The following is a 21,320-nucleotide window of genomic DNA, read 5'->3' as shown; positions in this document are numbered from 1 at the left end:
GGGGACGGCCCGGGGACGGCAGCCGCCGCCCGCCGGGCCGTCGTCCGTCGCCGTGCCTAGACGTTGCGCCGGTACTGGCCGCCCGCCTCGAACAGGGCCTCGGTGATCTGGCCGAGCGAGCAGACCCGCGCCGCGTCCATCAGCACCGCGAACGCGTTGCCGTCGGACATCGCGACCTCACGCAGCCGGGACAGCTCCGCGGGCGCCTGCGGCCGGTTGCGCTCGTGGAAGTCGCGCAGGCGGTCGAGCTGCGACTGCTTCTCCTCCTCGGTGCCCCTGGCCAGCTCCAGCTTGTGCGGGTCGGACTGCTCGGCGCCGGGGTTGCGGAAGGTGTTGACGCCGATGATCGGCAGGGAGCCGTCGTGCTTGCGCATCTCGTACAGCATCGACTCGTCCTGGATCTTGCCGCGCTGGTAGCCGGTCTCCATCGCGCCGAGCACGCCGCCCCGGTCAGACAGCCGCTCGAACTCGGCCAGCACGGCCTCCTCGACCAGGTCGGTCAGCTCGTCGATGATGAACGAGCCCTGCAGCGGGTTCTCGTTCCTGGCCAGGCCCCACTCGCGGTTGATGATGAGCTGGATCGCCATCGCCCGGCGCACCGAGTCGGCCGACGGGGTGGTGACGGCCTCGTCGAAGGCGTTGGTGTGCAGGCTGTTGCAGTTGTCGTAGATGGCGATCAGGGCCTGCAGGGTGGTGCGGATGTCGTTGAAGGACATCTCCTGGGCGTGCAGCGACCGGCCCGAGGTCTGGATGTGGTACTTGAGCTTCTGGGAGCGCTCGGCCGCGCCGTAACGCTCGCGCATGGCCACCGCCCAGATCCGGCGCGCCACCCGGCCGAGCACGCTGTACTCGGGGTCCATGCCGTTGGAGAAGAAGAACGACAGGTTCGGCGCGAAGTCGTCGATCCGCATCCCCCTGGCCAGGTACGCCTCCACGTAGGTGAACCCGTTGGCCAGCGTGAACGCGAGCTGGCTGATCGGGTTGGCCCCCGCCTCGGCGATGTGGTAGCCGGAGATGGAGACCGAGTAGAAGTTCCTGACCCCGTTCTGGATGAACCACTCCTGGATGTCGGCCATCATCCGCAACGAGAACTCGGTGGAGAAGATGCAGGTGTTCTGCCCCTGGTCCTCCTTCAGGATGTCGGCCTGGACCGTGCCCCTGACCGTGGCCAGCGTACGGGCGCGCAGGTCGCGGGCCTCCTGCTCGTCGGGTTCGCGGCCCTGCTCGCCGCGGAAGCGGTCGAGGGCCTGGTCGAGCGCGGCGTTGAGGAAGAAGGCCAGGATCGTGGGCGCCGGGCCGTTGATCGTCATGGACACCGACGTGTTGGGCGCGGCCAGGTCGAACCCGTCGTAGAGCACCTTCATGTCGTCGAGCGTGGCGATGGACACGCCCGAGGTGCCGACCTTTCCGTAGATGTCGGGGCGCAGGTCGGGGTCGTGGCCGTACAGGGTGACCGAGTCGAAGGCGGTGGACAGCCGGGTGGCGGGCTGGCCCTCCGACAGCAGCTTGAAGCGCCGGTTGGTCCGGAACGGGTCGCCCTCGCCGGCGAACATCCTGGTCGGGTCCTCGTCGTCCCGCTTGAACGGGAACACCCCGGCGGTGAACGGGAACGACCCGGGCAGGTTCTCCGAGCGCAGGAAGCGCAGCAGGTCGCCGTGGTCGCTGAAGCGCGGCAGGGCCACGCGCGGGATGCGGTTGCCGGACAGCGTCTCGCGCCAGAGCGGGGTGTGGATCTCCCGGTCGCGGATCTTCACGACCAGCTCGTCGCTGCGGTACGCCTCCTTGACCGCGGGCCAGCCGTCGAGCAGGCGGCGGCTCTCCTCGCTCAGCTCCCCCTCGGCCTGCTCGGCGAGCCCGGCCAGCCGGTCGTCCGCGCCGCCCAGGAGCTCCTGTACGGCGGCGAGCTGCTGACGGCGGCGCGCGACCTCCGCCTGGGCCAGCGTCTCGGCGTGGTAGGTCCGGACGGAGTCGGCGATGTCGGACAGGTAGCGGACCCGGACGGGCGGGACGATCGCCGCGGCCGCCTTGGAGGTGCGCTCGGTCACGACGGGCAGCAGCCCCGGCCCGACGTCCTCCAGCAGCAGGCCCTTGAGGTGCTGGTAGAGGGCGGTGACGCCGGCGTCGTTGTAGCGGGCGGCGATCGTGCCGAAGACCGGCATGTCCTCGGGCGACTGGCCGAACGCCTCCCGGTTGCGCACGAGCTGGCGGCGTACGTCGCGCAGGGCGTCCTCGGCGCCGCGGCGCTCGTACTTGTTGATGACGACGGCCTCGGCGAAGTCGAGCATGTCGATCTTCTCCAGCTGGGAGGCGGCGCCGAACTCGGGGGTCATGACGTAGATGGGCACGTCGACGTGCGGGACGATGCCGGCGTCGCCCTGGCCGATGCCGGGGGTCTCCACGATCACCAGGTCGTAGCCGGCCGCGCGGCACGCGGTGACCACGTCGTCGAGGCAGGCCGGGACCTCGTTGGCGGCCCCGCGGGTGGCCAGCGAGCGGAAGTAGGTCTGGGGGCCCAGGCTGTTCATCCTGATGCGGTCGCCGAGCAGCGCGCCGCCGCCGCGCCGGCGGGTGGGGTCGATGGCGAGGATGGCGATGCGAAGCTTGTCGTCGTTGTCCACCCGGAACCGGCGGACCAGCTCGTCGGTGAGCGAGGACTTGCCCGAACCGCCCGTGCCGGTGATGCCGAGCACCCGCGCCGGACGCTCCTGGACGGCGACCGCCGCCTTCAGCCCCTCGGCCAGCTCCGCGGGGGCGCGACCGGACTCCATGAAGGTGATCGCGCGGGCCAGCGCCGCCTGGTCGCCCGAGAGCACGGCCTCCACCGACGGCGGGTCGCCGAGCTCGTGGTCGCACTCCTCGATCAGCTTGTTGATCATGCCGGGCAGGCCGTACCGCTGGCCGTCCTCGGGCGAGAAGATGCGCGTGACGCCCCGCTCGTGCAGCAGCTCGATCTCCTCGGGGACGATCACGCCGCCACCGCCGCCGTACACCTTGACGTGGCCCGCGCCGCGCTCGCGCAGCAGCTCGACCAGGTACGTGAAGAACTCGACGTGGCCGCCCTGGTAGGAGCTGATGGCCACGCCCTGGACGTCCTCCTGGACGGCGGCCGTGACGATCTCGTCCACGGACCGGTTGTGGCCGAGATGGATCACCTCGGCCCCCTGCGTCTGGAGGATGCGCCGCATGATGTTGATCGCCGCGTCGTGGCCGTCGAACAGCGCCGCGGCGGTCACGAAACGGACAGGGTACGCCGGAACATGCACGCCTGATCACTCCTTTGTGGGGGGCCCTCTTGCGAAGATACTAGGACGTCCAACTATTTCGATAGTAGGACGTCCTCGTGGCTCCTTCCGGTCTGGGTAAGGACTGCCCCAGGGGGTGACGCCGATGCGCGCGTTGACGTTCGAGCCGGGCCGACAGGGGACGCTCGAGGTGGAAGAGGTGCCCGAGCCGGAGCCGGGGCCCGGGGAACTGCTCGTGCAGGGGCTGGCCCTGGGGGTCTGCGGGACCGACAGGGAGCTGGCGGCGGCCGAGTACGGCTGGGCGCCGCCCGGCAGGAGCCGCATGGTCATCGGCCACGAGTCGCTCGGCCGGGTGGTCCAGGTGCCCGACGGGTCCGCCTTCTCCCCCGGCGACCTGGTCGTGGGCGTGGTGCGCCGGCCCGACCCCGAGCCGTGCGGGGCCTGCGCGCGGGGCGAGTTCGACATGTGCCGCAACGGCCGCTACACCGAGCGCGGCATCAAGGAGATCGACGGCTACGCCAGCGAGCGGTGGGCGGTCAAGGCCGGGTACGCCGTACGCCTGGACCCGTCGCTGGAGAGCGTGGGCATGCTCGTCGAGCCGACGTCCGTGGTGGCCAAGGCGTGGGAGCACATCGAGCGCATCGGCTCGCGCGCCTGGTTCGAGCCGCGCACGGTGCTGGTGACCGGCGCGGGACCGATCGGGCTGCTGGCGGCGCTGCTGGGCCGGCAGCGCGGGCTGGAGGTGCACGTCCTGGACCGGACGGCGGGCGGGGCCAAGCCCGCGCTGGTGGCCGACCTGGGGGCGACGTACCACGTGGGTGACAGCCTGGACGCCTTCGCCGACGCCAAACCGGACATCATCATCGAGGGCACCGGGGTTGGGCAGCTCGTCATGGAGGCGCTGACCTGCACGTCCGCGGCCGGGATCGTCTGCCTGGCCGGGCTCGGGGCGGGCGGGCGCACCCACCGGCTGGACGTCAGCGAGATCAACCGGGACATCGTCCTGGAGAACGACGCGGTCTTCGGCACCGTCAACGCCAACCTCCGCCACTTCCGGGACGCCGCGACCGCCCTCGCCCAGGCGGACCGGAGCTGGCTCGAACGCCTGATCACCCGCCGCGTCCCCCTCACCCGGGCGAAGGACGCCTTCGTCCACGAGCCCGGCGACGTCAAGGTGGTCCTCGACCTCACCTCGTGACCCCCGGCCTCAGCTCTTGGGGGTGTAGGGCTTGCGGCGGTTGGCGGGAACGTGGCCCGCGGCCGGTCGTCCCGCGCCCGTCCGGCCGTCGCGCGGGGCGGGCACCTCGGGCGCCGTCGCCCGGACGGCGCGGGGCCGGAGCGCGGCGGGGGCGGTCGGGGCGGCGGGAGCGCCGGGGGCGGTGCCCACGCGGATCCCGGCGGCCTCGCGCGGCGGCGGGGCGGGGGTGAGCACGGTCACGCGGGGCGCCCAGCTCTCATCGGCCTCCGTACGCCCGGCGCCGCGGCCCTCTGGCGCGTTCCAGAACCGCAGCCAGCCGAAGCGACGGTGGACGCCACGACGGCGGCCGGTCACGCGTAAGGAGAGCACGACGGTCACCAGCACCATCGCGACCAGCAACGCGGGCGGCGTGCCCAGGACGTCGAGGGGCGAGGACCGGCCCACGTCCGTGCGCGGCGCGGGCACGAACGGCCGCTCGGTCGAACGGATCTCGGCCGCCTGGTCGGCCGTGGCCTTGACCACCCGGGGAAGGCCGTAGCCGACGACCTTGTCGGTGTCCCTGACCTTGCGCTTGAGCCAGACGCGGTCGACGTTGGCCTCGATGGTGTGGATCTTCTTGCCCTCGACCCGTTCCACGATCCCGACGTGGTCGACGCCCTTGTAGCTCTTCCCGCCGCCCCAGTCGAAGAACACCAGCGCGCCGGGCTCGGGCCGCTGGGCCCACGCCTTCTGCTTGATGAACCAGGCGGCGTGGGAGGGCGTCCAGGCGAACTGCCCGACGTACGGGCCGAGGCCGGTCTTGTCGGCCGCCCAGGCGATGAACATGTCGCACCAGGGCGCGTCGCGGTATTGGGTGTCCTGGACGCGATCCGCGTACCACTGGCCGAATTTGGTGGTCTGGCCGCTCTTCTCCTTGTAACCGAGTTCCTGCCGTACCTGCTTCAGCAGCGCGTCCGCGATCGGGTCCAGGGTGACTCCTCCCCGAAAAACCGACAAATCACGATGGACTGTAGTAGCGCCATCGCGAAATTGCTCGAATCATTCAGAAAGTGTCTATTTATGGGCCCAAATTTCGGCATTGGGGCGCATGTGACTGCTGAGACGGGTGGTGTGCCGCCCGTCAGGTCCCGGCACCCACGCGGTAGACGCTCACCTCGCCCGCGCCCGGCGCCACCACGTCGGCCACGATCACGGTGACGTTGTCGGGCGAGCCGCCCTCGTTCGCCAGGTCGATGAGCCGCTGGACGGCCGCCGCCGGGTCTGCCACCGTGGTCAGCACCTCGTGCAGGACCTCGGGCCCGAGCACGGTGGTGAGCCCGTCGGAGCAGAGGAGGTAACGATCGTCAGGCTCGGCCTCGCGCAGCGCCATGTCCGGTTCGGCCCGGCCCTCGCTGCCCAGGACGCGCAGCACCATGGAACGCCGGGGGTGCACGGCGGCTTGATCCTCCGTTATCCGCCCTTCGTCCACCATCGACTGCACAAGTGTGTGATCCTTGGTCATCTGATAGAGCGCACCATCACGAAGCAGGTATCCGCGGGAGTCACCGAGATGAGCAAGGGCGAACCGGTAGCCGTCCCACAGCATGGCGGTCACCGTGGTCCCCATCCCCCGGCGGGCGGGGTCGATGTCGGCCAGTTCGACCAGCCTGCGGGCCGCCTCGTGCACGGCGCCCTCCAGGGCCGCCTCCAGGTCCGAGCCCGTCTCGGGAAGCGTGGCATCCAGCTCGCGCATGACGGCGATCGCCGCCGAGCTCGCCAGCTCGCCGGCCGCGTGCCCGCCCATTCCGTCGGCAACCACGAGCAACCGGCCACTCGCATAGCCGGAATCCTCGTTCTGCTCCCTGCGGCGGCCCACGTCTGATCCGGCGGCATAGCGGATGTTGTGCTTCATACCCAGCAGTAAATCATTGGTTGAAAGACTTCACAAGCAGATGCGCTGAAGACTCTTGTGAACTACTGTGGCCTCATGAGCCACGACCCGACCGTGAACGCCGGGGACATCGCCCGGCTCGCCGGTGTCGGGCGTGCCGCGGTGAGCAACTGGCGCCGCCGCCACGACGACTTCCCCCAGCCGATCGGCGGAACCGCGAACCAGCCGCTGTTCTCGCTGCGGCAGGTCGAGTCCTGGCTGCGCCGCTATGGGAAGTCCTACCAGGTCTCGCTGGGAGATCGGGTGTGGCAACGCCTGAAAGCCGCCGGCGATCTGCGACTGGGCCGGTTGGTCGCCCAGGCCGGAACGTTGCTGACCAGCGGTGAGAGCGAGCTGGAGCCCGAGCTGGCCGGGCTCGTGTCGGAGCTCGCCGAGCGGCACGGCGCGCTGACGGCCTACGAGTTCCTCTGCGAGCGCTACCTGGAGGCCCACTCCCGCCAGCTCTCGGTCACCCGCCACGACGTGGCCGAGCTGATGCTGCGGCTCGTCCGCGCCGACGGCGCCACCGTCCTCGACCCGGCCTGCGGGGTCGGCACCCTGCTCCTGCCGCCGCCCGGCGCGGCGGAACGGTCCGAAGCCGTCCCCGGCGACCCCGCGCCCGCCGAGGGCGACGACCCGCCGCCCGGCCGGGGCCGGCCCGCCCGGGTGCTCGGGCAGGAGCTCAGCGAGACCTCGGCCGCCATCACCGCCGCCCGCCTGCGGCTGCGCGGCATCCAGGCCGACATCGTGGCCGGCGACTCCATGCGGCTCGACGGCTTCCCCGAGGTCAAGGCCGACGCCGTGGTGTGCGATCCGCCGTTCAACGAGCGGGCCTGGGGTTACGAGGAGCTGACCGGCGACCCGCGCTGGGAGCACGGCCTGCCGCCGCGCGGCGAGCCCGAGCTGGCCTGGGTCCAGCACTGCCTCACCCACGTCCGGCCCGGCGGCCTGGTCGCCGTGCTCATGCCGCCGGCCGCCGCGAGCCGCAAGGCGGGCCGCCGGATCAGGGCCAACCTGCTGCGCGCCGGAGCGCTGCGCGCGGTGGTGGCGCTGCCGGGCTCCGACCTGTGGCTGCTGCGCAGGCCGAGGGCGGGCGAGCGGCCGCCGTCCGAGGTGCTCATCCTCGACGCGACGGCCGACCTGTCGCCGGTCGAGCCCGCCTGGCTGGCCTACCTCGACGACCGCTCCGACCAGACCGTGCGCATCATCGACCTGCTGGCCGACGAGGTCGACATGACCCCGGCCCGCCACCAGCGCCGCGACGACGTGGGCCGGGCCTTCGCGCAGGCCCGCGACCGTTTCCTGGCCGCCGCGGCCGTCCCGCCCGACCTGAAGGTGCTCGACCAGCCGCTCGACCAGCCGTCCACGACGCTGGGCGACCTGATCAAGGAGGGCCTGGTGAGCACGTCCCAGGCGCCGCCCAAGATGGCCGCCGACGGGGGTGACGTGGCCGTGCTCACGGCCGACGACGTGCTGCGCGGCGGCGCGCCCTCCGGCCTGACCACCATGCAGCCCGGCCTGATTGTGATCCGTCCGGGCGACGTGGTGGCCTCCTACTCCGGGGTGCGGGTGATCGCCGACGGCGGCGCGGTGCTCGGCCCCCACCTGACCCTCTACCGGGTCGACGCCCGCCGGCTCGACCCCGACTTCCTGGCCGGCTTCCTGCGGGCCGCGGGCGGCCGGGTGACCACCGGGTCCAGCAGGTTCGACGTGCGCCGCACCCGCGTGCCGCGGTTGTCGCTGAAGGAGCAGAAGGCGTACGGGGAGGCGTTCAGGCAACTGGCCGTGCTGGAGGACGCGCTGCGCGAGACCTCGACGCTCGGCCGTACGCTGATCAGGCTCGGCCTCGACGGGCTGGCCGACGGCCATCTGCACCCGCAGTCCTGACGGTGTAGTTTTTCCCGAAAGGCTGCGTGGAGGGGCGAATGGTCATCGGCGACCGCTATGAGCTCGACGACCTCCCCCTCGGGCAGGGCGGGATGGGCGCGGTCTACGCGGGCCACGACCGCCACCTCGACCGCAGGGTGGCGGTGAAGCTGCTCAGGCTGCCCAGCGGCCCCGACCACGAGCTGGAACGCCGGTTCATCCGCGAGGCGCGCATCCTGGCCAGGCTGGAGCATCCGGGCGCGCCCGTGCTCTACGACTTCGGCACCCACGAGCAGCGGCTCTACCAGGTGATGCAGTTCATCGAGGGCGTCACCGTGGCCGACGTGGTCAGCGAGCACGGCCCGCTGCCGGTGCCTTGGGCGGCGGCCATCGCGGCCCAGGCGTGCGCGGTGTTGTCGGCGGCCCACGCCCTGGCGATCTGCCACCGCGACCTCAAGCCGACCAACCTCATGCTCTGCCCGGACGGCAGCGTCAAGGTGCTCGACTTCGGGCTCGCGCTGCTCCGGGACGCCGACGTCACCACGTTCACCCGGATCGGCCAGATCCTCGGCACGCCGGCGTACATGGCCCCCGAGCAGATCCAGCACGGCGTGGCCGAGCCGCGCAGCGACCTGTACTCGCTCGGCTGCGTCCTGCACGAGATGCTGACCGGGCGGCAGCTCTTCACCGGGCCGACCGACTATGTGGTGTTCGAGCAGCAGGTCAAGGAGCGTCCGCCGGCCATCCCCGGCCTTCCCGACAAGCTGGGCGCGCTCCTGGCCGGGCTGCTGGAGAAGCAGCCGGAGAACCGTCCGGCCGACGCCGACGAGCTGTACGAGCGGCTGGCCCCCTTCGCCGTCGAGCTGCCGATGCTCCCCGGCTTCCTGGCCGAGGCGCCGAGCCCCGGCCGCATGTACGCCCGCATGGTGGGCCGCGTGCTCAGCCCCCGGTCGTAGGGCCCCGGAACCCGGCGAAGGCGGCGATCAGGGCGTCCCCGAGACGGTCGCGCCAGCAGTAGCGGTCGTGACCGCCCGCGAACTCCCGATAGTCCGCCGCCGCGCCGAGCACGGCTCGCAGCCGCTCGGTCGGGCCGTGCATGTCGTCGTCCTCCAGGCTGCCGAGCTGGAGGTGGACGCGCGGCACCGGGCCCCTGGCCAGCTCGCCCGTCAGCCATTCGGGCTCGGGCCCGTCCGGCCACCAGAACGAGCCCGACTGCGACACCGCCGCGGCGAACCTGCCGGGATGCCGGTGGGCGGCGTAGACGGCGGTGAGCCCGCCGAGGCTCTGACCGGCGATCACGGTGAAGCCGTCGTGGGGCAGGGCGTCCACGAAGCCGGGGTCGCAGGTGAGCCGGGCCGTGCGGTCGGGGCCCGACTCGACCAGCCAGGCCCGGACCGGCGGGATGCGGCCGGCCGCGATGAGGTTGTCGAGGACGACGGGCAGGTCCTCGGTCCATTCCTCGCCGTCGAGCGCGACCAACGAGCCGACCGGCGGGCGCGCGGGCTCGTACCGGAACCCGGCGGGCTCGCGGACCAGCTCGTGGCGGCGCCGGCCGGGGACCAGCCACGGTGACGACGGGGTCGTCTCGGCGATCGAGAAGCCGCGCCACAGGCGGGGGTTGAGCGGGTCGGCGACCTGCGCGCCGTCCACCTGGAGGTGGTAGGAGGCGCGCCAGCCGCGCCGCACGCGGAAGGTGCGGCTCCACAGGCCCGGACCGCGCTCCAGCAGGGCGTCGGCGCCGTCGGGACGCAGTCGGCCGGCCAGGACGCGCACCTCGCGGGCGGGGCCGCGCCACAGGAACGTGACCGCGTCGTGCTCGTCGTCGAGCCGGCTGACGACGGGCGTGACGGTCGTGCCCGGACGCGGAACCGGCAGGGTCTCGGGCGGAAGGTCGCTCGTCAAGGGCGGGCTGCTCCTCGGTCCGGTCGGAGACGTTGCAGCACCCTACCCCACCCACCCCCCGGGCCGCCCTGAACGCGCTCTCTTGGTAACGCCGATCGTTATGCGGACCCCGTTGACAGGGCGGCGTAGGGGCCGCGAATCTGGCGAGAGAGCGCTCTCTCACATTCCCCGTTCTACCCAGGAGGGTTTCCATGACCCCTCGTGTCCGGCGGCTCGCCCTGCCCGTGCTCACCGCGTCCCTGCTCGCGCTGGCGACGGCCTGCGGTGGCGGCGGCGGAAGCCCCACCACCGAGGCGAGCGCCAAGCCCGGCGAGAAGATCAAGCTGTCCATCGGCCTCTTCGGCGACTTCGGCTTCAAACCGCTCTACGAGGAATACAAGAAGACCCACCCGAACATCGAGATCACGGAGGCCGTCACCCAGTTCAACGACCACCACAACAACCTGGTCAAGCGCCTGGCCACGAACGCCGGCGCGGGTGACGTCGAGGCCGTCGAGGTGGGCTACGTCAGCACGTTCACCTCCCAGCCCGGCAAGTTCGTCGACCTCAAGCAGTACGGGCTGGACAAGCGCCAGGGCGACTACCTCGACTGGAAGTGGCAGCAGGGCCTCAGCAAGGACGGCCGGCAGCTCCTCGGCCTCGGCACCGACGTCGGCGGCCTGGCCATGTGCTACCGCAAGGACCTGTTCAAGAAGGCCGGGCTGCCGAGCGACCGGACCGAGGTGAGCGCTCTCTGGCCGACCTGGGAGCAGTACATCGAGACCGGTAAGAAGTTCGGCGCCGCGAACGTCGCCGGCGCCAAGTTCGTCGACTCCCCCGGCGAGATCTTCCGGGCCATGGTCAACCAGGCCCCCGTCGGCCTGTACGACGCCCAGGACCAGATCATCGTGGGCAGCAACCCCGACGTGAAGAAGGCGTGGGACCTGTCCAACCAGCTCACCCAGGAGGGCCTGACCGCCAAGCTGGCCGCCTTCACCCCGCCGTGGAACACCGGCTTCGCCAAGGGCTCGTTCGCCACGATCATCTGCCCGGCCTGGATGACCGGGTTCATCCAGGAGCAGGCCAAGGACGCCTCCGGCAAGTGGGACATCGCGACCGTGCCGGGCGGTTCGGGCAACAGCGGCGGCTCGCATCTGATGGTGCCCAAGCAGAGCAAGCACCCGAAGGAGGCGGCCGAGCTGATCGACTTCCTGACCTCCAAGGAGAACCAGGCCAAGGTGTTCAAGGAGGAGGGCACGTTCCCGTCGATCCCGGCGCTGTACGACGACCCCTCGATCCAGAACTTCACCAAGCCGTTCTTCGGCGACGCCCCCATCGGCAAGATCTACTCCGACGCCGCCAAGGCGCTCAAGCCGCAGCACCTCGGCCCGAAGGAGGCCGACGTCCGGGTGGCGATCGGCAACGGGCTCGGCCGGGTCGAGCAGGGCAAGCAGACGCCCGACGAGGCGTGGGCGCAGGTCCTCCAGGACGTCCAGAAGATCAGATGAGTACGCTCCCGCTGTCGGCGCCGACCCGGCACCGGCGGCGTGGCGTGCGGCACACCCTCGACGTGAGGGTGTCGCCGTACGCCTACGTCGCCCCCTTCTTCCTGCTCTTCTGCGCCTTCGGGCTGTTCCCGCTCGTCTACACGGCCTGGGTGAGCCTGCACGACTGGACCCTGCTGTCGGAGGAGCACACGTTCGTCGGCGCGAAGAACTTCCGGACGCTGCTGGCCGACGGCTACTTCTGGAACGCCACCTTCAACACGCTGTCCATCGGCGTGTTGTCCACCGTGCCGCAGCTGCTGCTGGCCATCTGGCTGGCCCACCTGCTGAACCGGCGGCTGCGCTTCCAGACGCTGCTGCGCATCTCGATGCTGCTGCCCAACGTCACCAGCGTGGTGGCCGTGGTGGTGATCTTCAGCCAGCTCTTCGGCCGCGACTTCGGGCTGATCAACTGGGTGTTGTCGTGGGTCGGCATCGGGAAGATCGACTGGGCGGCCGGCACCGCGACCTCGCACATCGCGCTCGCCGTGATGATCATGTGGCGCTGGACCGGCTACAACGCGCTCATCTTCCTGGCCGCCATGCAGGCCGTACCGCGCGAGCTGTACGAGGCCGCCACCCTCGACGGCGCGAGCAGCTTCACCCAGCTGCGCCGGATCACCATCCCGATGATCCGGCCCACGATCATCTTCGTCGTCATCGTCTCCACGATCGGCGCGATGCAGATCATCGCCGAGCCCCTGCTGTTCGGCCAGAGCAGCGGCGCGGGCGGCGGCGCGGCCAGCGGCGGCCCGGACCGCCAGTACCAGACGCTCGCGCTGTTCGTCTACGAGCAGGGCTTCACCAAGTTCGACTTCGGGTACGCCTCGGCGGCGTCCTGGCTGATGTTCCTGGTCGTGGTGGTCGCCGCCGGGATCAACTTCCTGATCAGCAGCCGGGTGAAGGGCGGCACGACATGAGACTGCGCTACCTGACCCTCATCGCGGTCGCCTTCTTCTCCGCCTTCCCGCTCTACTACAGCGTCGTGGTGGCCTCGCGGCACAACTCGGCGCTGGCCGAGGTCCCGCCGCCGCTGCTGCCCGGCGGGAACTTCTTCGACAACGTCGCCCGCGTGTTCGACACCGTGCCCTTCGGGCTGGCGCTGCTGAACTCGGTCATCGTGGCGGGCTCGATCGCGGTGGCGGTGATGTTCTTCTCGACGCTGGCCGGGTTCGCCTTCGCCAAGCTGAGGTTCCGGGGCAGGAACGCCATGCTGGTGATCACCGTGGCCACCATGATGGTCCCGGCCCAGCTCGGCATCATCCCGCTCTACCTGCTCATGGTGAAGCTGGAGTGGACCGGCACGGACTACGCGCTGATCGTGCCGGCGCTGGTCAACGCGTTCGGGGTGTTCTTCATGACCCAGTACCTGACCCGGGCGCTGCCGGACGAGCTGCTGGAGGCCGGGCGGGTCGACGGGTGCACGACGTGGGGCCTGTTCTGGCACGTCGTGCTGCCCGCCGCGCGGCCGGCGGCGGCCGTGCTCGGCATGCTGACGTTCATGTCGGCCTGGAACGACTACTTCTGGCCGCTGGTCGTGCTGAACCCGGACAACCCGACCGTCCAGGTGGCTCTGTCCACGCTGGCCAGCGGTTACGTCAACGACTACGTGCTGGGCCTGGCGGGCACGGCGGTCGGCGTCCTGCCGCTCGTGGCGGTTTTCGCCCTGTTCGGCAGGCAAATCATCGGTGGAATCATGCAAGGAGCTGTTAAGGGATGAAGTTTCCCGAGGAATTCGTCTGGGGAGCCGCCACGGCCTCCTACCAGATCGAGGGGGCGGTCAAGGAGGACGGGCGCGGCCGCTCGATCTGGGACACCTTCTCCCACACCCCCGGGAAGGTCGCCGGCGACGACACCGGTGACGTGGCCTGCGACCACTACCACCGGTACAAGGACGACGTCGCGCTGATGCGCGAGCTGCGGCTGCGGGCCTACCGGTTCTCGGTGGCCTGGCCGCGCGTGCAGCCGGATGGGACGGGGCCGATCAACCCGCGCGGCCTCGCCTTCTACGACAAGCTCGTAGATGAACTACTAGCCGCCGAAATTTCGCCCTATGTCACGCTTTATCACTGGGACCTTCCCCAAGCCCTCGAAGACCACGGCGGCTGGACGAACCGCGACACGGCCTACCGCTTCGCCGACTACGCCCAGGCCGTGCACGACCGGCTCGGCGACCGGGTGACCCACTGGACGACGCTCAACGAGCCCTGGGTGTCGGCCTTCCTCGGCTACGGCAACGGCGTGCACGCGCCCGGCCGCCGCAACCCTGGCCAGGCCATGCGCGCGGCCCACCACCTGCTGCTCGGCCACGGCCTGGCGGCGCGCGGGCTGCGCGCGGGCGGGGCGCGCAGCATCATGCTCGTGGTCAACTCCGCGCCGGTGCTCACCCCGGCCCAGGTCAACGACCCCACGGCGGTCGCCGGCGAGGCGGACGCGGCCGCCGCCGAACGGGTCCACGCCCTGCTGACCAGGCAGTTCCTCGACCCGGCGGTGCACGGCAGGTACCCGGAGGAGGTTCTGGCGGCGGCGGCGCGCAACGGCGGGACCGCGCACGTCCACGACGGCGACCTTGAGCTGATCAACGCGCCGATCGACCTGGTAGGCGTCAACTACTACAACCCGTGCGTGGTCGAGTCGGGCCCGGGGCTGCCCGCCGACGCCGCCTGGCCGGGCTCGGACGACGTGCGCTTCGCCACGGTGGACGCCCCGGTCACCGCGATGGGCTGGCCGATCGTGCCCGACGGCCTGTCCCGGCTGCTCGTCCGGCTCTCGAAGGACTATCCGCAGGTCGGGCTCATGGTCACCGAGAACGGCGCGGCCTTCGACGACCTGGTCGAGGACGGCCGGGTGCACGACGACGAGCGCGTGGCGTACCTGGACGGGCATCTGCGCGAGCTGCACCGGGCCGTCGAGGCGGGCGCCGACCTGCGCGGTTACCTGGTGTGGTCGTTGCTGGACAACTTCGAGTGGGCCGAGGGCTACCGGCGCAGGTTCGGCATCGTGCACGTGGACTACGCGACGCAGGCCCGGGTGCCCAAGGACAGCGCTCTGTGGTACCGCGACGTGATCAGCAGGAACGGCCTGTAGATTTTTTCCGTGCTCTCCCTCTTGGTGCAGTCATGAGACGCCCGACGCTGGAGGCGGTCGCCGCCCGCGCGGGCGTCTCCCGCGCGACCGCCTCCAGGGTCGTCAACAACCAGACGACCGTCGCGCCGCACATCCGCGACGCCGTGCAGCGCGCGATCGACGAGCTGGGCTACATCCCCAACTCGGCGGCGCGCAGCCTGGTCACCCAGCGCACCGACTCGATCGCCCTGGTCGTCAGCGAGCCGGGCACCCGGGTCTTCTCCGAGGACCCGATGTTCTCCACGGCGATCAGGTCGGCCAGCTACGAGCTGGAGGCGGTCAACAAGCAGGTCGTGCTGATGCTGGCGTCCTCGCCCAAGAGCCACGCCCGGGTGGAGCGGTACATCTCCGGCGGCCACGTCGACGGCGTCATGCTGATCTCCATGCACGGCGCCGACCCGCTGCCGGCCGCGCTGTCGCGCCTGCGCGTGCCCGTGGTCTCGTACGGGCGGCCGGCGGTGCCGGTCGACATCCCGTTCGTCGACAACGACAACGTGGGCGGGGCCGAGGCGGGCGTCCGGCACCTGGTCGAATCCGGGCGGCGCAGGATCGCCACCATCGCCGGCCCGCAGGACATGATCGCCGGCCAGGACCGCCTGACCGGCTACCGCAACGTGCTGCGCGACTCCGACCGCCGCTCGATCGTGGCCGTGGGCGACTTCACCCGGGAGTCGGGCGCGATCGCGATGCGCCAGCTCCTCGGCGACGACCCCGCGCTCGACGCCGTGTTCGTGGGCAACGACCTGATGGCGGTCGGCGCGCTGCAGGCGTTGCGCCAGGCCGGGCGGCGGGTGCCCGACGACGTCGCGGTGGTGGGGTTCGACGACATCGAGGCGGCCAAGTACACCGAGCCGCCGCTGACCACGCTGCGCCATCCGATCGCCGAGCAGGCGGCGGCCATGGTCCGGCTGCTGCTCGGCCTGTTCGAGGGCGGCTCGCGGGAGCCGGTGATCCTGCCCACCGAGCTGGTGGTCCGTGAGTCGGCCTGAGCCCGCCGGGGCCGCGCGGGTGATCTCCGCCGGCGAGGCCGTGGCCGCCGCCGTCGCGGTGGCCGAGGAGCACGGCGTCACGGTGCGCGAGCCGGTCGTGCTGAAGGACTCCTACAACCTGCGGATCCACCTGCGGCCGGCGCCGGTCGTGGCGCGGGTGCCCACGGTCACCGCCCTGGCCCGGCTCCGGCCGGAGGAGGCGATGCGCCGGGAGCTGGCGGTCGTGTCGTTCCTGCACGAGCGGGGGGCGCCGGTCGTGCCGCCCAGCGACCTGCTGCCGGCGCGGGTGCACGAGCGCGGCGGGGCGCTGGTGTCGTACTGGCGGCACGTCGAGCACGACGGGTCGCGGCCGGTGACGCCCGAGGTGTTCGGGCGGGCCCTGCGCGAGCTGCACGACGTGCTGCGCGGCTATCCGGGCGCGCTGCCGCGCCTCGGGCCCGTCCTCGACGAGCCCGAGCACCTGCTCCGGGTGCTCGCCGCCGACCTGGAGCCGGCGGTGTCGGCCCGGCTCGCCGAGGCCCGCGCCGGGCTGGCGGCCCGGCTGCCGGGCGGGGGTCAGGCCGTGCACGGCGACGCCCATCCGGGCAATCTGCTGGTCACGCCCGCCGGCCTGCGGTGGAACGACTTCGAGGAGACCACGTACGGGCCCGTGGGCTGGGACCTGGCCTGCCTGCTCGGCACCGTGCGGCTCGACGGTCGCGCGGCCGTGCGGGCCTACGGCGCCGATCCCGGTGACCCGGCCCTGGCGGTGTTCGCGGAGGCGCGGGCTCTGCAGGCCGTCCTGTGGACGCTGGTCAGGGCGCGGCGCTTCCCCGAGGAGCGGGCCGCCGCCCGCGCCGTCCTCGACGGCTGGCTGCGCGACCCCGCCGGCCGTTCTCGCTGACCAGGCCCATGCTCAAGCCCGTGCTCAGGCCCGTGCTCAAGCCCGTGCTCAGGCCCGTTGTCAGACCGGCACGACGCCCTGCGCCGGGCCGAGGAAGTAGCCGCCGGTGGCGTCGAGCACGTGGCCGGTGATCCACCGGGCGTCCGGCCGGGCCAGCAGCGCCACGGCATCGGCGATGTCCTCGGGACGGCCGATGCGGCCGAGCGCGGTGACCTCGGTGACGCGCCGCTCGGCGACGCCGTCGTGGTCCTCGCGCAGCCAGGCGTTCATGTCGGTCTCGGTGACGCCCGGGGAGACGGTGTTCACGGTGATGCCGCGCGGGCCGAGCAGCGGGGCCAGGGTGAAGCCGAGCGTGTCCAGCGCGCCCTTGGTCATCGAGTACACGACGTCGGGCAGCGCGATGCGCACGACCGCCGAGGACACGTTGATGATCCGGCCGCCGTCGTTCAGCAGCGGCAGCGCCCGTTCGATGACGAAGTACGGCGCCCGCACGTTCACCGCGAACACCCGGTCGAACTGCTCGGGCGTGACCGAGTTCAGCACTCCCCCCAGGATGGCGGCGTTGTTCACCACGATGTCCAGCCGGTCGTCGCGCAGGCCGTCGAACAGGGCGTCCACGCCGTCCTCGAAGGCGGCCTTGACCGCGTACGCCTGTCCGCCGGCGTTCTCGATCTCGGCGACCGTCTCCTTGGCCAGGTCGTCGTTGGTGGCGTAGTGGACGATCACGCGGGCGCCGCCGGCGGCCAGGCGTCGCGCCACGGCCCGTCCGATGCCGCGCGAGGCCCCCGTGACCAGCGCGGTCCTGCCTGCGAACTCACTCATGACGTGCTCCTTCATCGGTGGAGCTCCATCGTGCGGCGGGGACTTCGCGGGCGTCCAAGACCGGCTGTTATAGCTTCTTGCTATGGATGCCCATATCCGGGATCTGCGATATTTCGTGGCGGTCGCGGAGGAGTTGAGCTTCACGCGGGCGGCGACCGAGCGGCTGTTCATCTCCCAGCCCTCGCTGAGCAGGCAGATCAGGCAGCTTGAGCTGTCCATGCGGGCCAGGCTGTTCGACCGCGACCGGCGGACCGTGGCGCTGACCGCCGCCGGGGCCGCGCTGCTGCCGCTGGCCCGGCAGATCATCGAGCAGTGGGAGGACGCGCGGCGCGCGGTGGCCTCGGCGCGCGAGGAGCGCACGCTGACCGTGGGGTTCCAGACGCGGATCGGGCGGGGGCTGGTGCCGTCCATCGTGGAGGCGCTGCCGGGGTGGGAGCTGCGCTTCCGCCAGATCACCTGGGGCGACCCGACCGTGGGCCTGGGTGACGGGCAGGTGGACGTCGCGGTCGCCTGGCTGCCCGTCCCCGACGACGGGGCCTACGACTGGACGGTGGTGAGCACCGAGGAGCGGTGGGTGGCGCTGCCCGCCGGGCACCGGCTGGCCGGGCGGGCGGAGGTCGGGCTGGCCGATCTGGCCGGCGAGCCGTTCGTCGCGCTGCCGCGCACGGCGGGGCCGATGCGGGACTTCTGGCTGGCCGCCGACCGGCGCACCGGCCCGGCCCTGGTCGGGGCGGAGGCGGAGACGGCGGAGGAGGCGTTCGAGGTGGTGGCGTCCGGGCGGGCCGTCGCGCTGGTCTCGGCCGGGAACGCCGAGCTCTACCGGCGCGACGACGTGGTGGCCCGGCCGGTGACCGGGCTGCCGCCGAGCAGGCTGGCCATCGTCTGGCGACGCGACGACCGCAGGCCGTCGGTGCGCGCGCTGGTGCGCGAGTTCGTCCGCTGCCTGTGCGCGTGACGCGCGGCAGGCGGGGGTCAGGGCCGAGGCAGGTCGCGTCAGGCCCGGCCAGGCCGGGTCAGGTCGGGTCAGGTCGGGTCAGGTCGGGATGGTGGCGCGGGCCTCCTCGACGTGGACGGCGACGCGGTCGGCGCCGCACGACCCGGCCAGGGCGCGGGCCTCGTCGGCGAGCGCCAGGGCTTCGTCGTGCCGCCCCTGGGCGACCGCGATGCGGATCAGCCCGACCTGGTTGGACGCGACCCCGGCCGGCGACCCGAGTTCCCGGCGCAGCCGCGACGACTCCGTCAGCCTCTCGCGCGCCTCGTCGAGCCGCCCGGACCGGTGGGCCGCGATCCCCTGGTGCCTGAGCACCTCCGCGAGCGTGGCCAGGTCCCCGGTCTCCGCGGCCAGTTCCCCGGCGCGCCGGAAGAGGGGCAGCGCGCGGTCGAGATCGCCTTCGACGACCTGGTGGTAACAGCCCTCCCAGAACGCCGACTCCCCCTCCCCGCGCCGGTCGCCGACCGCCTTGAACAGCGCGCCGGCCCGTTCGAACAGCGCCGGCTCGCGCGGGTCCGCCTCACCTCCTTGGACGAAGCGCACGTGCAGGACCCGGCCTCTGGCCAGGCACAACGCGGCCTCGACGGCGTCCAGTTCACGGTCGGACGCGGCGAGCGCGGCGTCGTCCCCTGCGTAGATCCCGCGTTCGTAGAGCCCTCTGGCCCGCTCGATCCACATTTGCCCGAATGTACGGGAAGTGGGGGCCGGGCGCACGTGCGGGCGAGGTCAGCCGCGAGCCCGCGCCGTCGAGGCCCTGACCACCAGCTCCGGCTCGAACAGCAGCTCGTCGGCGGGCACCACGGCCTTGTCGATCTGGGCCACCAGCAGGTCGACGGCGGCCCGGCCCATCGCGTCGATCGGCTGGCGGACCGTGGTCAGCGGCGGCTCGGTGCAGTTCATCAGCGCCGAGTCGTCGAAGCCGATGACCGAGACGTCCCCCGGCACGTCGAGGCCGGCCCGCCTGGCCGCCCGGACAGTGCCGAGCGCGAGCAGGTCGCTGGCACAGATCACACCGGTCACGCCCTGCTTGACCAGCCTGGACGCGGCCGCGTGCCCGCCTTCCAGGGAGAACATCGTGTGCTCGACGAGCCGCGGGTCACCGCCCCGGGCCTGGAACGTCTCCAGCTTGCGCCGGGAGGGCATGTGGTCCTTCGGGCCGAGCACCATGCCGACGCGTTCGTGGCCGAGCGCGCGCAGGTGGGACAGGGCCATCTCGGCGGCCACCACGTCGTCGCAGGAGACCTGCGGGAAGTCCAGCCGCTCGACGGCCGCGTTGACCAGGACGGTCGGCAGCTTGCGCTCGTGCAGCAGCTCGTAGTGGTCGTGCGAGGCGTCGGCCTGGGCGTAGAGACCGCCGGCGAAGACCACGCCGCTGACCTGCTGCTGGAGCAGCAGATCGACGTAGTCTGCCTCGGAGACGCCGCCGACCGTGCGGGTGCAGAGCACCGAGGTGAAACCCTGCTGGGCCAGCGCGCCGCCGACGACCTCGGCGAAGGCGGGGAAGATCGGGTTCTGCAGCTCGGGGAGCACCAGGCCGACCAGGCGGGCCCGGTCTCCGCGCAACTGGGTGGGACGTTCGTAGCCGAGCACGTCGAGCGCGGTCAGCACGGCCTCGCGGGTGGCGTCGGACACACCCGGCTTGCCGTTGAGCACGCGGCTGACCGTCGCCTCGCTCACCCCGACCTTCTTCGCCACCTCTGCGAGTCGTCGCGTCATGCGCAAACTATACGGCCTACTGCGCAAGCGCTTGCGATCACTTACGTAGCCCCCGCCGCCCCTTCCCACTCCCGCCCAGGACGGCCTTCCCGACAATTTCGGGGCATCGGACGGAGGAAATGCGGGGTGCCGCACGACAATGGCCAGTCAAATGATTGCGCAATCACGTCAAGCGGTTGCGAAATCCTGCGTCATAGCTCCGCCCTGGACGGCAAGCCTTGCCAATCACTCACGCTCGCCATCGCCGCCGCGCTCAGCAGCGCACCCCGGTGCAGCCGTTCCTGCGGCGTCAGGCCGTCGAGCGCGGCGCTGATGTAACCGGCCGCGAACGCCTCGCCCGAGCCCGCCATGTCCACGACGGGCACCTGCGGGACGGCCACGTCGTAACGCATGCGGTCGGCGCGCACGCTGGCGCCCTTGGCGCCCCGATCGACCACGACCTCGCGCTCGGGGGTGAGGGCGGGCTTGACCAGGTCCAGCTCGTCCTGGGCGAGGAAGAGCAGGTGGGACTGGCAGGCCAGCTCGCCGAGCACCTCCTCGGCCTCCCGGACCGAGGGCCACAACTCGGGCACGTAGCCGACGGAGAACGAGATCATCACCCCGGCCGTCCGCGCCGCGCTCATGGCGGCGTGCACGGCGTCGAGCGCGTCCCTGCTCAGGGCCGCCGTGACGCCGGTCACGTGCAGCATCTTGGCGGCGCCCACCCGGTCCATCGGCACGTTGCCGGGCGACAGCCGGGACCCGGCCGAGCGGGTGCGGTACTGGGCGGTCACCGGCTCGCGGCCGACGCGCACCTCCCTGAGCACCATCCCGGTACGCGCCCCTTCGACCACCCGCACGTCCTCGACGTCCACGCCCTCGCCCCTGAGCACGGTCAGCGCCCTGGCGCCCAGCTCGTCGTCGCCCACCCGGGCGGCGTACGCGCATCGGTGGCCCAGCCTGGACAGGGCGATCACCAGGGCGAACTCGGGCCCGCAGACGTCCAGTCTGGCCTCGTTCTCGTGCCGCACCCGGCCGCTGGAGACCACCCCGAGCGGCTCCCCGAGCGCGTAGACGTCCGTCATGAGCCAGACTGTAGTTGGTCACGACTGCGCGGATTGATTTTTTCGCATAAGTCCTGGTTACGACCGTGATCAAATATTTTCTGTATCTT

General features: G+C 71.7%; 18 protein-coding genes. 10 read left to right on the top strand and 8 right to left on the bottom strand.

Features of this window, described 5'->3' with window-relative positions; genetic code table 11:
- Positions 1 to 56: 56 nt before the first annotated feature.
- On the bottom strand, positions 57 to 3,263 hold the full coding sequence (gene icmF, locus ABZ444_RS01945; protein WP_357991299.1) for a fused isobutyryl-CoA mutase/GTPase IcmF: 3,207 nt from the start codon (positions 3,261 to 3,263) through the stop codon (positions 57 to 59).
- Between the two features lie 124 nt (positions 3,264 to 3,387).
- Between icmF and ABZ444_RS01940 the strand changes: the two genes are divergently transcribed.
- The gene (locus tag ABZ444_RS01940; protein ID WP_357991296.1) at positions 3,388 to 4,440 is read left to right on the top strand and encodes a glucose 1-dehydrogenase; all 1,053 of its coding nucleotides are present in this window, start codon (positions 3,388 to 3,390) and stop codon (positions 4,438 to 4,440) included.
- Between the two features lie 9 nt (positions 4,441 to 4,449).
- On the opposite strand, the gene ABZ444_RS01935 is transcribed toward ABZ444_RS01940, so the two are convergent.
- Together ABZ444_RS01935 and ABZ444_RS01930 are read right to left on the bottom strand one after the other, a co-directional pair.
- Positions 4,450 to 5,436: a CHAP domain-containing protein gene (locus tag ABZ444_RS01935; RefSeq protein ID WP_357991293.1), complete on the bottom strand. Its 987-nt coding sequence runs from the start codon at positions 5,434 to 5,436 to the stop codon at positions 4,450 to 4,452.
- A gap of 124 nt (positions 5,437 to 5,560) precedes the next feature.
- Positions 5,561 to 6,331 carry a protein phosphatase 2C domain-containing protein gene (locus tag ABZ444_RS01930; RefSeq protein ID WP_357970990.1) on the bottom strand — a complete coding sequence of 257 codons (771 nt, stop codon included), beginning with the start codon at positions 6,329 to 6,331 and terminating at the stop codon, positions 5,561 to 5,563.
- Positions 6,332 to 6,406: 75 nt separating this feature from the next.
- Here ABZ444_RS01930 and ABZ444_RS01925 point away from each other — a divergent pair, with 75 nt between their 5' ends.
- Both ABZ444_RS01925 and ABZ444_RS01920 read left to right on the top strand, forming a co-directional pair.
- Positions 6,407 to 8,236 carry an N-6 DNA methylase gene (locus ABZ444_RS01925; RefSeq protein ID WP_357991289.1) on the top strand — a complete coding sequence of 610 codons (1,830 nt, stop codon included), beginning with the start codon at positions 6,407 to 6,409 and terminating at the stop codon, positions 8,234 to 8,236.
- 38 nt (positions 8,237 to 8,274) lie between these two features.
- On the top strand, positions 8,275 to 9,171 hold the full coding sequence (locus tag ABZ444_RS01920; protein ID WP_357991286.1) for a serine/threonine-protein kinase: 897 nt from the start codon (positions 8,275 to 8,277) through the stop codon (positions 9,169 to 9,171).
- Here ABZ444_RS01920 and ABZ444_RS01915 read toward each other — a convergent pair.
- Positions 9,155 to 10,117: an alpha/beta hydrolase-fold protein gene (locus tag ABZ444_RS01915; RefSeq protein ID WP_357991283.1), complete on the bottom strand. Its 963-nt coding sequence runs from the start codon at positions 10,115 to 10,117 to the stop codon at positions 9,155 to 9,157. The genes ABZ444_RS01920 and ABZ444_RS01915 overlap by 17 nt on opposite strands.
- Positions 10,118 to 10,308: 191 nt before the next feature.
- Between ABZ444_RS01915 and ABZ444_RS01910 the strand changes: the two genes are divergently transcribed.
- Genes ABZ444_RS01910 through ABZ444_RS01885 form a run of 6 tightly spaced genes read left to right on the top strand, consistent with a single transcriptional unit; the run spans position 10,309 to position 16,638 of the window.
- Positions 10,309 to 11,604 carry an extracellular solute-binding protein gene (locus ABZ444_RS01910; RefSeq protein ID WP_357991280.1) on the top strand — a complete coding sequence of 432 codons (1,296 nt, stop codon included), beginning with the start codon at positions 10,309 to 10,311 and terminating at the stop codon, positions 11,602 to 11,604.
- The gene (locus tag ABZ444_RS01905) at positions 11,601 to 12,560 is read left to right on the top strand and encodes a sugar ABC transporter permease (protein ID WP_357991277.1); all 960 of its coding nucleotides are present in this window, start codon (positions 11,601 to 11,603) and stop codon (positions 12,558 to 12,560) included. The genes ABZ444_RS01910 and ABZ444_RS01905 overlap by 4 nt, the downstream gene beginning before the upstream one ends.
- Complete coding sequence (locus ABZ444_RS01900) at positions 12,557 to 13,360, top strand: carbohydrate ABC transporter permease (RefSeq protein WP_357970984.1); 804 nt, start codon at positions 12,557 to 12,559, stop codon at positions 13,358 to 13,360. The genes ABZ444_RS01905 and ABZ444_RS01900 overlap by 4 nt, the downstream gene beginning before the upstream one ends.
- On the top strand, positions 13,357 to 14,727 hold the full coding sequence (locus ABZ444_RS01895; RefSeq protein ID WP_357991274.1) for a GH1 family beta-glucosidase: 1,371 nt from the start codon (positions 13,357 to 13,359) through the stop codon (positions 14,725 to 14,727). Before ABZ444_RS01900 ends, ABZ444_RS01895 begins: the two co-directional genes overlap by 4 nt.
- Before the next feature lie 32 nt (positions 14,728 to 14,759).
- Positions 14,760 to 15,755 carry a LacI family DNA-binding transcriptional regulator gene (locus tag ABZ444_RS01890; protein ID WP_352320101.1) on the top strand — a complete coding sequence of 332 codons (996 nt, stop codon included), beginning with the start codon at positions 14,760 to 14,762 and terminating at the stop codon, positions 15,753 to 15,755.
- Entirely contained in the window at positions 15,742 to 16,638 is an 897-nt protein-coding gene (locus ABZ444_RS01885) for an aminoglycoside phosphotransferase family protein (RefSeq protein WP_357991272.1), read from the top strand. Before ABZ444_RS01890 ends, ABZ444_RS01885 begins: the two co-directional genes overlap by 14 nt.
- A gap of 60 nt (positions 16,639 to 16,698) precedes the next feature.
- Here ABZ444_RS01885 and ABZ444_RS01880 read toward each other — a convergent pair whose 3' ends face one another.
- Positions 16,699 to 17,460 carry an SDR family oxidoreductase gene (locus ABZ444_RS01880; RefSeq protein WP_357991269.1) on the bottom strand — a complete coding sequence of 254 codons (762 nt, stop codon included), beginning with the start codon at positions 17,458 to 17,460 and terminating at the stop codon, positions 16,699 to 16,701.
- 82 nt (positions 17,461 to 17,542) lie between these two features.
- Here ABZ444_RS01880 and ABZ444_RS01875 point away from each other — a divergent pair, with 82 nt between their 5' ends.
- The gene (locus tag ABZ444_RS01875) at positions 17,543 to 18,415 is read left to right on the top strand and encodes a LysR family transcriptional regulator (protein WP_357991266.1); all 873 of its coding nucleotides are present in this window, start codon (positions 17,543 to 17,545) and stop codon (positions 18,413 to 18,415) included.
- 78 nt (positions 18,416 to 18,493) lie between these two features.
- Here the strand turns inward: ABZ444_RS01875 and ABZ444_RS01870 are convergent, their stop codons facing one another.
- The 3 genes from ABZ444_RS01870 to ABZ444_RS01860 all read right to left on the bottom strand — a co-directional run bounded on the left by ABZ444_RS01870 (position 18,494) and on the right by ABZ444_RS01860 (position 21,231).
- Positions 18,494 to 19,129 carry a hypothetical protein gene (locus ABZ444_RS01870; RefSeq protein ID WP_357991263.1) on the bottom strand — a complete coding sequence of 212 codons (636 nt, stop codon included), beginning with the start codon at positions 19,127 to 19,129 and terminating at the stop codon, positions 18,494 to 18,496.
- 48 nt (positions 19,130 to 19,177) lie between these two features.
- Positions 19,178 to 20,167 (bottom strand): LacI family DNA-binding transcriptional regulator, encoded by a 990-nt coding sequence (locus ABZ444_RS01865; RefSeq protein ID WP_352320092.1) that lies wholly within the window; start codon positions 20,165 to 20,167, stop codon positions 19,178 to 19,180.
- Positions 20,168 to 20,358: 191 nt separating this feature from the next.
- Positions 20,359 to 21,231, bottom strand: coding sequence for a sugar kinase (locus ABZ444_RS01860; protein ID WP_357991260.1), 873 nt, complete (start codon positions 21,229 to 21,231; stop codon positions 20,359 to 20,361).
- Between the last annotated feature and the right edge of the window lie 89 nt (positions 21,232 to 21,320).

The organism is Nonomuraea sp. NPDC005730 (assembly GCF_040630865.1).
Classification (GTDB): Bacteria; Actinomycetota; Actinomycetes; order Streptosporangiales; family Streptosporangiaceae; genus Nonomuraea.
Note: the sequence above shows the minus strand (reverse complement) of the source record. Positions and strands in the feature narration are given on the sequence as shown.

Bases quoted from the DNA above. Each gene is read 5' to 3' on its own strand.
- ABZ444_RS01940 (WP_357991296.1), top strand. From the start codon at position 3,388: ATGCGCGCGTTGACGTTCGAGCCGGGCCGACAGGGGACGCTCGAGGTG.
- ABZ444_RS01930 (WP_357970990.1), bottom strand. From the start codon at position 6,331: ATGAAGCACAACATCCGCTATGCCGCCGGATCAGACGTGGGCCGCCGC.
- ABZ444_RS01925 (WP_357991289.1), top strand. From the start codon at position 6,407: ATGAGCCACGACCCGACCGTGAACGCCGGGGACATCGCCCGGCTCGCC.
- ABZ444_RS01920 (WP_357991286.1), top strand. From the start codon at position 8,275: ATGGTCATCGGCGACCGCTATGAGCTCGACGACCTCCCCCTCGGGCAG.
- ABZ444_RS01910 (WP_357991280.1), top strand. From the start codon at position 10,309: ATGACCCCTCGTGTCCGGCGGCTCGCCCTGCCCGTGCTCACCGCGTCC.
- ABZ444_RS01905 (WP_357991277.1), top strand. From the start codon at position 11,601: ATGAGTACGCTCCCGCTGTCGGCGCCGACCCGGCACCGGCGGCGTGGC.
- ABZ444_RS01900 (WP_357970984.1), top strand. From the start codon at position 12,557: ATGAGACTGCGCTACCTGACCCTCATCGCGGTCGCCTTCTTCTCCGCC.
- ABZ444_RS01895 (WP_357991274.1), top strand. From the start codon at position 13,357: ATGAAGTTTCCCGAGGAATTCGTCTGGGGAGCCGCCACGGCCTCCTAC.
- ABZ444_RS01890 (WP_352320101.1), top strand. From the start codon at position 14,760: ATGAGACGCCCGACGCTGGAGGCGGTCGCCGCCCGCGCGGGCGTCTCC.
- ABZ444_RS01880 (WP_357991269.1), bottom strand. From the start codon at position 17,460: ATGAGTGAGTTCGCAGGCAGGACCGCGCTGGTCACGGGGGCCTCGCGC.
- ABZ444_RS01875 (WP_357991266.1), top strand. From the start codon at position 17,543: ATGGATGCCCATATCCGGGATCTGCGATATTTCGTGGCGGTCGCGGAG.
- ABZ444_RS01870 (WP_357991263.1), bottom strand. From the start codon at position 19,129: ATGTGGATCGAGCGGGCCAGAGGGCTCTACGAACGCGGGATCTACGCA.
- ABZ444_RS01865 (WP_352320092.1), bottom strand. From the start codon at position 20,167: ATGACGCGACGACTCGCAGAGGTGGCGAAGAAGGTCGGGGTGAGCGAG.
- ABZ444_RS01860 (WP_357991260.1), bottom strand. From the start codon at position 21,231: ATGACGGACGTCTACGCGCTCGGGGAGCCGCTCGGGGTGGTCTCCAGC.